9 protein-coding genes are annotated in these 6,854 nt (G+C 60.1%); 1 reads left to right on the forward strand and 8 read right to left on the reverse strand.

The genetic code is table 11. The features are described 5' to 3' along the window. The coding region (locus Q8P46_15460; GenBank protein ID MDP2621542.1) for a hypothetical protein at positions 1-201 on the forward strand (201 nt) is incomplete at its 5' end. A gap of 466 nt (positions 202-667) precedes the next feature. On the opposite strand, the gene Q8P46_15465 is transcribed toward Q8P46_15460, so the two are convergent. From Q8P46_15465 to Q8P46_15500, 8 genes are all read right to left on the reverse strand, one after another. Continuing rightward, a complete protein-coding gene (locus Q8P46_15465) occupies positions 668-2,410 on the reverse strand; it encodes a hypothetical protein (GenBank protein MDP2621543.1) in 1,743 nt (580 codons plus the stop codon). Then, on the reverse strand, positions 2,407-3,498 hold the full coding sequence (locus Q8P46_15470) for a hypothetical protein (GenBank protein ID MDP2621544.1): 1,092 nt from the start codon (positions 3,496-3,498) through the stop codon (positions 2,407-2,409). Before Q8P46_15470 ends, Q8P46_15465 begins: the two co-directional genes overlap by 4 nt. Positions 3,499-3,503: 5 nt before the next feature. Further along, positions 3,504-3,833, reverse strand: a complete 330-nt coding sequence (locus Q8P46_15475; GenBank protein MDP2621545.1) for a hypothetical protein — start codon at positions 3,831-3,833, stop codon at positions 3,504-3,506. Positions 3,834-3,837: 4 nt separating this feature from the next. After that, a complete protein-coding gene (locus Q8P46_15480) occupies positions 3,838-4,758 on the reverse strand; it encodes a 3'-5' exonuclease (GenBank protein MDP2621546.1) in 921 nt (306 codons plus the stop codon). After that, positions 4,719-5,039 carry a hypothetical protein gene (locus tag Q8P46_15485; GenBank protein MDP2621547.1) on the reverse strand — a complete coding sequence of 107 codons (321 nt, stop codon included), beginning with the start codon at positions 5,037-5,039 and terminating at the stop codon, positions 4,719-4,721. Before Q8P46_15485 ends, Q8P46_15480 begins: the two co-directional genes overlap by 40 nt. Beyond that, positions 5,036-5,833 carry a hypothetical protein gene (locus Q8P46_15490; protein ID MDP2621548.1) on the reverse strand — a complete coding sequence of 266 codons (798 nt, stop codon included), beginning with the start codon at positions 5,831-5,833 and terminating at the stop codon, positions 5,036-5,038. The genes Q8P46_15485 and Q8P46_15490 overlap by 4 nt, the downstream gene beginning before the upstream one ends. A 79-nt stretch (positions 5,834-5,912) precedes the next feature. Next, complete coding sequence (locus Q8P46_15495) at positions 5,913-6,380, reverse strand: hypothetical protein (protein ID MDP2621549.1); 468 nt, start codon at positions 6,378-6,380, stop codon at positions 5,913-5,915. Then, on the reverse strand, positions 6,381-6,665 hold the full coding sequence (locus Q8P46_15500) for a hypothetical protein (protein MDP2621550.1): 285 nt from the start codon (positions 6,663-6,665) through the stop codon (positions 6,381-6,383). Between the last annotated feature and the right edge of the window lie 189 nt (positions 6,666-6,854).

Raw genomic sequence — 6,854 nt, forward strand, 5'->3', positions numbered from 1 at the left:
ATGAACCTTGACCCTTGTGTGGCGCTTAATCTCTGCATCAGCCATCCAAAGTTCGGCCTTGCTCCAACACCGGATTCGCAGGTTCATCGTCAAGCCCTCATTGCCCGCCCCTCGCAGGAAGGTGACAATTCCCAAGGATGGCGCGGCAGGGCCGAGCGTTCAAGGACTTCCAGGAAGGGCGGGGAATCAGGGTTCAAATGAGGCTATCCTTATTCGGCTTGTCACGGCCTGAAATGCACTTTGCGCTTGCCTGCGCGCGTTGTCAAGAAAAGCCCCGGCCGCAAATCCATGGCCCCACCAGAGGGAGGATAGGCGAGGCGCAGACGACCACGCGGCCGGGTGAACCACAATCATACGCCAGACGTTTTTGGTGGTGAGCGTCGAACCAGAGTTTTCAGTACAAAGTACAACGATGTCGTTGGGACGTTCGCGCGCCCATCACAGTCGAACCACCATACCTGCGGCCGATCTTCTTGGTCAGACTCTGGAGTTACACCCTCCTTGTAGCCGAGAAAATGAACCCCCATTTCTTTTTTTGCCACGTTGTATGTCCAGCAGCTCTCTATGAGCCTAAACGTGAAATACCGCGGTTTCTCTGCTGGAATGTCAATGTCGCCTGGGTTGTATAAAACAGCCCTCCAACGTTGCCCGACAGCCAACACTTTTTTCATAGTGGTGCAGCCGTCCCGTCGGCAATCCAGTAGCTCGCGCCAATCCCGGCCTTTGCCAGGTCCGGCACGTTGCGCTTGGCGAGCACCGTCATGCCGACCACGAACACAATGCCGTTCCCCTCGTTCGCCGCTTGCATCATCGCAAAGAAGCCATTGCGCCCGTCCTGGTCGAGTATGTCGGCCCCATCGAAGATCACCAGCGGAGACTTGTCGTACACAGCCACCGCGATCTGAACCACGGCGCGAACCCGGTACTGCTCGGACGCGGACAGTAGGAAGTATCGCCGGGCCCCGTAGAGGATCTCCAGGTCGTCATCGATCGTGACGATGGAGAACCCGGCCTCCGCAGAAAGCGGCCCGAGGGTCTCTTTGTTGAACTTCGCCAGCGCCTTTTGCAGCTTCTGCCGGCGCAGGCCATCGGGCGCGAGGATGTCGACAAGTTTCTGGTTTGCGATGATCTGCTCGGCGAGTGTTTCGCATGCGTAGCGCCTGGAGATCAGGTCCTTGTCCTTCAGCAAGCCGGCAAGCAGGTCGCGCGCAGTGTCCACCGTATCGGTGGTGCCCGTGCGCTTCTTCGCCTCGATCAAGCGCTCACCGCTGCCTTTGATGGCCTCGTGCTTGCCTTTGGCTGTTCCGAGGGACTCCTGAAATATGCGCACGCCGTCCGTGGCTTTGGCCACCAGCCCATCGGCTTGCGCAGCGGCTGTCCGAAGCGCTGTGATTTGTGCCTGCGTCGCCGTCGATTGCTCGAGCTGGTATAGGTGCGTGACGCTGTTCTGCACGACGTCGACCAATCCACCACAATGGGGGCACGCCGATGCTGTCGGTATCACGATCTCAGCCCGTGCTTTGCGCTTCTTCGCCAGATCGTCCTGCGCGCGCTCCAAGTCCTTCTCTGCGGCCTTGAGCGCATTCCACGCGCCAGCCTCAAGGGCGGCGTTTTGCTCAAGCGCAGCCAGCTCAACGGCGTCCGTTGCGACCGCGGCAATCGCCTTCTCCACAGCAGCCTGCGCCTGTGTGCACGCGGTCCCGAGGTCTTCCAAGGACGTGTCGGCAAGATCCTCGCGCCAGCCAAGCGGCTTCCAGCCGACCGCCTTCTTGAGCCCGAAGGCTTCGCCGGAGGCATGCTCCCAAGCGCCTTTGCGCTTGGCGCCGTTCTCCTTGAACGATCGGTGCGCCACGTCCCAGCCGTTGGTCTGGACCTGGGCGATGACCTTCGCAAGCGATTCGGCGTGTTCTAGCTCGCCCAACACCGGGATCGCCTCAATCAAAGCAGCCTCCAAATCGGAGGGCTCATCGGGTTTGTCCGGAGACCGTTTCGATGTCGGGTCGGCCTTGAGCAGAGTGGAGAAGAACCTCTGGCGGTCAAGGTCCTCCATCTCCATGGGCGTGATCAGGCCTGCTGCCACGAGGCTGCAGTGCATCGCGTCCGTCCCGGATGCCGTGAGGGAGGGCCACGAGACCGTTGAGACAGCCTCGCCGTCGATCTCGATGCTCGCCACGCCGGTTGCCATGCCGCCGCGCAGCAGGGCCTTGGAATCGGCCTTGGTGAACCGCGGCTTGTCCGGGCGAGCCGAGGAAAAGAACGGGATCGGCTGGTTGCAGGCCGCGGCGGCGAGCGCTTGGCACACGCTCGACTTGCCGGCGAAGTTGAGCCCCCCTATGAGGGCGATCGGGTTGACTTCGATGTCAGCACGTTCCGCCCCTCTGAAGCCCCTGATCTTGACAAGCATGCTCATGCGTCACCCCCGAATATCGGCGCGCGCTTGGGACGCCCGGGCCCGCGCTTCGGCGCGTCGGCCGCCGGCGTGACCGGCCCGGTCTGCTGGTCGGCCTTGTCCATCAGCTCGCCGGGTGGCGTACTCGCCGCAGCGGCAGCAGGCGGATTTGACGGGTCAGCCAGGGGCGCGCCCGAGGTTTCTCCGTGAGTGATCGCCTGCTGCGCTGCGGTTTTCGGTTGTCCTGCTTCCTGCCCGGTGGCGAGTGGGTTGTCGGCCTCGCGCTTCTTGGCCGGATCATCCGGTGCCGGGTACACGTCCTCGGCGTTCATCATGCCGTCCGCGACCGACTGCAACTCAGTGTAGATCCGCGCCATGTCCGGAACGGTCCAGTGCTCTGCGGTGCGCCCGTACACGGCCTCGACGCGCTTCAGGTCGATCGCGAGCCTCACGAGCTCCTGCTTGATCCACTGGCGCGCGCCCTCCGGGTTTTTCCCGACCTTGTCGAGCAGGGCACCCTTCGCCGCGTCCATCGCGTAATTGACGAGGGAGCGCAGGGCGTTGACCACCACGTTGCGGATCGCCTTGGATTGCCCGATCTGGAACACCATGTCCAGGGCGCGCTGGTCGTCCCGCATGCCGGTGTCCTGCCGTTTGCGCTGCTGGTAGGCCCGGACCATGCTGAACCCAGTCTCCAGGTCGACGAACCTCGCATAGAAGACCCAATGCTTGCCCTCGTCGATCACACGGCAGTCAACTTGGCAATTCATGTATTCCCGGGCCAGGTCGTTGGCGAGCGTGATGGTGGGCCCCTCGATCCACACCTTGCGGTTGTTCTTGCGGTCGTTGACTTCCCAACCGTACACGTACTCCTTGCCGGCCGCGGTGGCCAGGGCCTTCATGTTCGCCAAGATGCGCCGCATGTCGCGCGGCACGGCGACGCGCTGCGCGGTGATGATCTCGTTCACCGGCATGCCGGATACGCTTCGCGCCATGCCTGAGCCTACCGGAACTACTGCCCCGAGGTCGGCCCCGCCCTGGTGGAATTGCAGCGGGTCGAGCACTTCACTCATCGGGTCTTTGAACGTGGTCCCTCTTTCATTCGCCATCTTGGTCATCCTTTCAGTGTGTTGTAAATAATCGTGTCCGGCACTTCGAGCGGCTTCGCCAATTCCTCAATCAGCGATCGAGTTCGTGCGCCACCGACCACTAAAACCTTCTCTCCATTCCGCGCGCGCCGGAGGACTTCTTGAGCCATGAACCAACTCTTTCCGCCTCGGTATGGCGTGTGCAACTGTTCGATCAAGATTGTTTGTTCGTATAGAGTAAGCTCCTCAAACTCAGTAACGATCTTGCGCACCGGCATCAGCACGCCAGACTTCGTCACTACCCACGGAGCGACGCCAAGAGCGAGGATTGATTTCAGAAATCCGCGACGTTCCATGATCTTAAAATATGGTGGAGGCTTCTTTCGCCTTGTTGGTGTAATGCTCCATGATGCGCTTTGCGATAGCCATGTCTCCACGAATACGGTGATCCAACTCCCAACAACCGTCGCACATCTTCGTTCCGGTCATTGGAGTGGAGATACCACACCATTTACATGGGACCGTAGCAGCAGCAGGTTCCAGAGTCGAACTGGAGGCGACGCCCCGGACGCTATCGCTGTGATCCTCCCCCTGCTGCGCTGCGGTTTTCGGTTGAGACACATTCGTCTTGAAGTCGCTTCCAGCCGCCATGAATTCAGGGTTGCATCGCAGCGCGAAGTACAGATCCTTTGTCGCTACCGCATCGGCCATCGCCCGGTGCGCGCCGACGTGCTCTCGGTTGAGAAGCATCTTGACGGCCTCACCCAAGTTCGGCGTCTTGAACTTCTCGAATCCGGCCTTCCTCATTCTCGGTGTCGGCGGTATCTTGCAAAGCGGTGTCGCCCCGCGCATGCAGCAGAAGACTGGGATTGTTCCGAAGCCGTCCGGCCGGCCATTCCGGCGACGGGCACCACGCAGGAGCTTGTCATCGAAACGCAGGTTGAACGCTACCAGCAGGCCGGCGCGCGCGAGCAATGCGTCGAATCCGTCCAGCACTTCGATGATGGGTCGGCCCTGCGCAAGCGCTATCTCGGTGGTGATGCCGTGCACCGTCGCCGCGCCATCGCCAACGGTCCAGCCATCTGGCTTGACGATCGACTCGAAGCGCTCGATTTCCTTGCCGGTTTCGTCGCACAGGATTCCACCGATGTCGACGATGTGCGGCTGGCTCGGATCGTCAGCCGGCAAGTCCCACCTTGGAATTCCTGTTGTCTCAGTGTCGAACACAACTATGTTGACTTTCACGGCAAACTCCTTGTTCTTTTCGGTGGACGTGGCCATTCAATATTTTCTATTTCTGCTTTATACGAGCAGTCGTACCACACGCGGCTGAACCGTTGGAACGTGGCGACGTTTGCTTGCCGAATTCTTCGAAGGATGCGCACGGAACGGTAGTAGTCGCGCCAGTCAGCGCGCGCACGCATCGCGCTTACCTTTTGCGTTGAACCGTCCGGCATAACAACCATGTAGAACTCGTGTCCGTTGCGCTCGATCGGTTGAATCTCTGCCTTCAAGGCAAAATCCTTGGCCGCGATGATGGTTTCCATTGTCAATTCGATCATCGCCGCCCTTCCTCGCAAAAGTCCGTTCCGTAGGCAACGCACCAGCGGTCGGAGCACAACATCGAACCCGGGTTTGCAGCGAACACGAGATTGTCGCCCTCGCGCTCGAAAATCTCGAAGGTGCGCTCTATGTCCATGATGATCGCGCCGGCTACGCGCTCGGCCAAGTCTACGTTGTACGGGATCTGCTGCGGCACGGGCTGCTCGCGGTCAATCGCCACGCGCTGAATGTAGTCCTCGGTGATGTGCTGCGCCGGATCGCCGTCCGCTCGAAGGAGCAGGGCGTATCCGCCATACTGGGCGATGTTCACTCTGCGCGCCACTCCGGTTTTCAGGTCATGCACACCATCGTCCGTCTGGTCCGGCTGCCCGGAGAGCATATTGCCGCGTTTCGTCACCTTCTCGATGCGCCGCTCTACAGTTCGCGGCCGAATGCTGTCTTCCAAGTGAATCCTGAAAACCCGGTAATGCCGGATTACCTGTTTCTGGCTAGTGTTCAGGTTCGGGCTCACCCCGTCCCACTCGACGCCGTACTCGATCGACTTGTCCAGTGCGTCCAGCCCGACCTGCTCCGTTTCCGTCTGGTTCGCACTCGAGCCGGTATCGATCTTCGCCTGCATCGTGTGGGCGACCGCGGCGTGCGTTGCTGTGCCGACGGCCGGGCCAACGCGCTGCGGTAGCTGGCGCAGGTCGTAGCCCATGTCCTTGACGAGTTGCGGCGCTATGCGCGCTGCTGTCCGGCGTTGGCAATCTGCCCAACCAGGCAGGGAGGAGGGGCGGATGATGATGTTCATAAAAATAAATTCACGATGATCAGCGCAACGCCAACTATCAATGCGGCTATCCTAAGCAATCTGTCGCGCACAATCAGGTTCATGAGTTGGCAAACTCCTCAAATGTCAGCCCGCAGTAGATGCACGGCGTTTCCGCTTCGACGGGCTCTTGCCAGGAGTGGACGCAAAGAACGCCTCCGGCAAGAACTTGGTCCCCGTCGGCCCGAGCCAGTAGATGATCGTCCGTTTCGCTTCCAGTTGGTGATACAGCACCGAGAGGACCATCGACATCGCCTTGTTCTTCTCGCGCTGTGCCTCTATCAGATGCCGGACCAGGCTCCTCGCCAGCGGTTTCTGCCTCATCGAAAAACTCCTTGTCAGCCTTCGCCTGCGCGAGCGCCACATCCGCCGCCCTGCGCTGACGCTCGGCGAGCGTGACGCTGTGCGCGTCCGGATCCTTGGCGATGATGTCAGCTACGACCTGCTCAGTGGTGCGCTCGGCGCCCAGGCCGGGCATGTCGACAGGGTCGATCGTGCCGCCCACCAGACCGCCTTCGTTCTCCGCCATCTAATCGTCCTCCATTGGGCGCTGTATGATCTCGAATCTCTCCGAGTTTTCTTCATCAACCTCGACTGGGATGCCAAATATTGTACTGTCGAATACCGCGCAGTCTGACCAATCGCTGTCTGACCAATCTTTACAGAAGCCACGCATAGTGAGTTCAGTCGCGATGACCTTCTTTCCGGCTACTACGCGCATGTATTTACCGACCTGTTGGTAGGCGAACTGGTGGTGCCTGTTCTCCTTGAGCCACGCGGAACGAGCATGTGCAACTTCCTCAAACCGTCCCATCTTTGATGCTCCAAAACGTGGTACTTGACAGAACTATATACCTGCGATATATTACCTGTCAACACATTTCTTTCGGTAATTATTATGCCAACAAGACCGATCAGCCCGCCTCAGTTCATCCGCCAGCACATCCTGCGGATGACCATCACCGAACTGGCCAAGGCCCTCGGCGTGTCGCTTCCGCGCATC

The organism is Hyphomicrobiales bacterium, from assembly GCA_030688605.1.
GTDB lineage: Bacteria > Pseudomonadota > Alphaproteobacteria > Rhizobiales > NORP267 > JAUYJB01.

Coding starts and splice junctions, on each gene's coding strand:
- Q8P46_15465 (MDP2621543.1), bottom strand. CDS start 2,410: ATGAGCATGCTTGTCAAGATCAGGGGCTTCAGAGGGGCGGAACGTGCT.
- Q8P46_15470 (MDP2621544.1), bottom strand. CDS start 3,498: ATGGCGAATGAAAGAGGGACCACGTTCAAAGACCCGATGAGTGAAGTG.
- Q8P46_15475 (MDP2621545.1), bottom strand. CDS start 3,833: ATGGAACGTCGCGGATTTCTGAAATCAATCCTCGCTCTTGGCGTCGCT.
- Q8P46_15480 (MDP2621546.1), bottom strand. CDS start 4,758: ATGGCCACGTCCACCGAAAAGAACAAGGAGTTTGCCGTGAAAGTCAAC.
- Q8P46_15485 (MDP2621547.1), bottom strand. CDS start 5,039: ATGATCGAATTGACAATGGAAACCATCATCGCGGCCAAGGATTTTGCC.
- Q8P46_15490 (MDP2621548.1), bottom strand. CDS start 5,833: ATGAACATCATCATCCGCCCCTCCTCCCTGCCTGGTTGGGCAGATTGC.
- Q8P46_15495 (MDP2621549.1), bottom strand. CDS start 6,380: ATGGCGGAGAACGAAGGCGGTCTGGTGGGCGGCACGATCGACCCTGTC.
- Q8P46_15500 (MDP2621550.1), bottom strand. CDS start 6,665: ATGGGACGGTTTGAGGAAGTTGCACATGCTCGTTCCGCGTGGCTCAAG.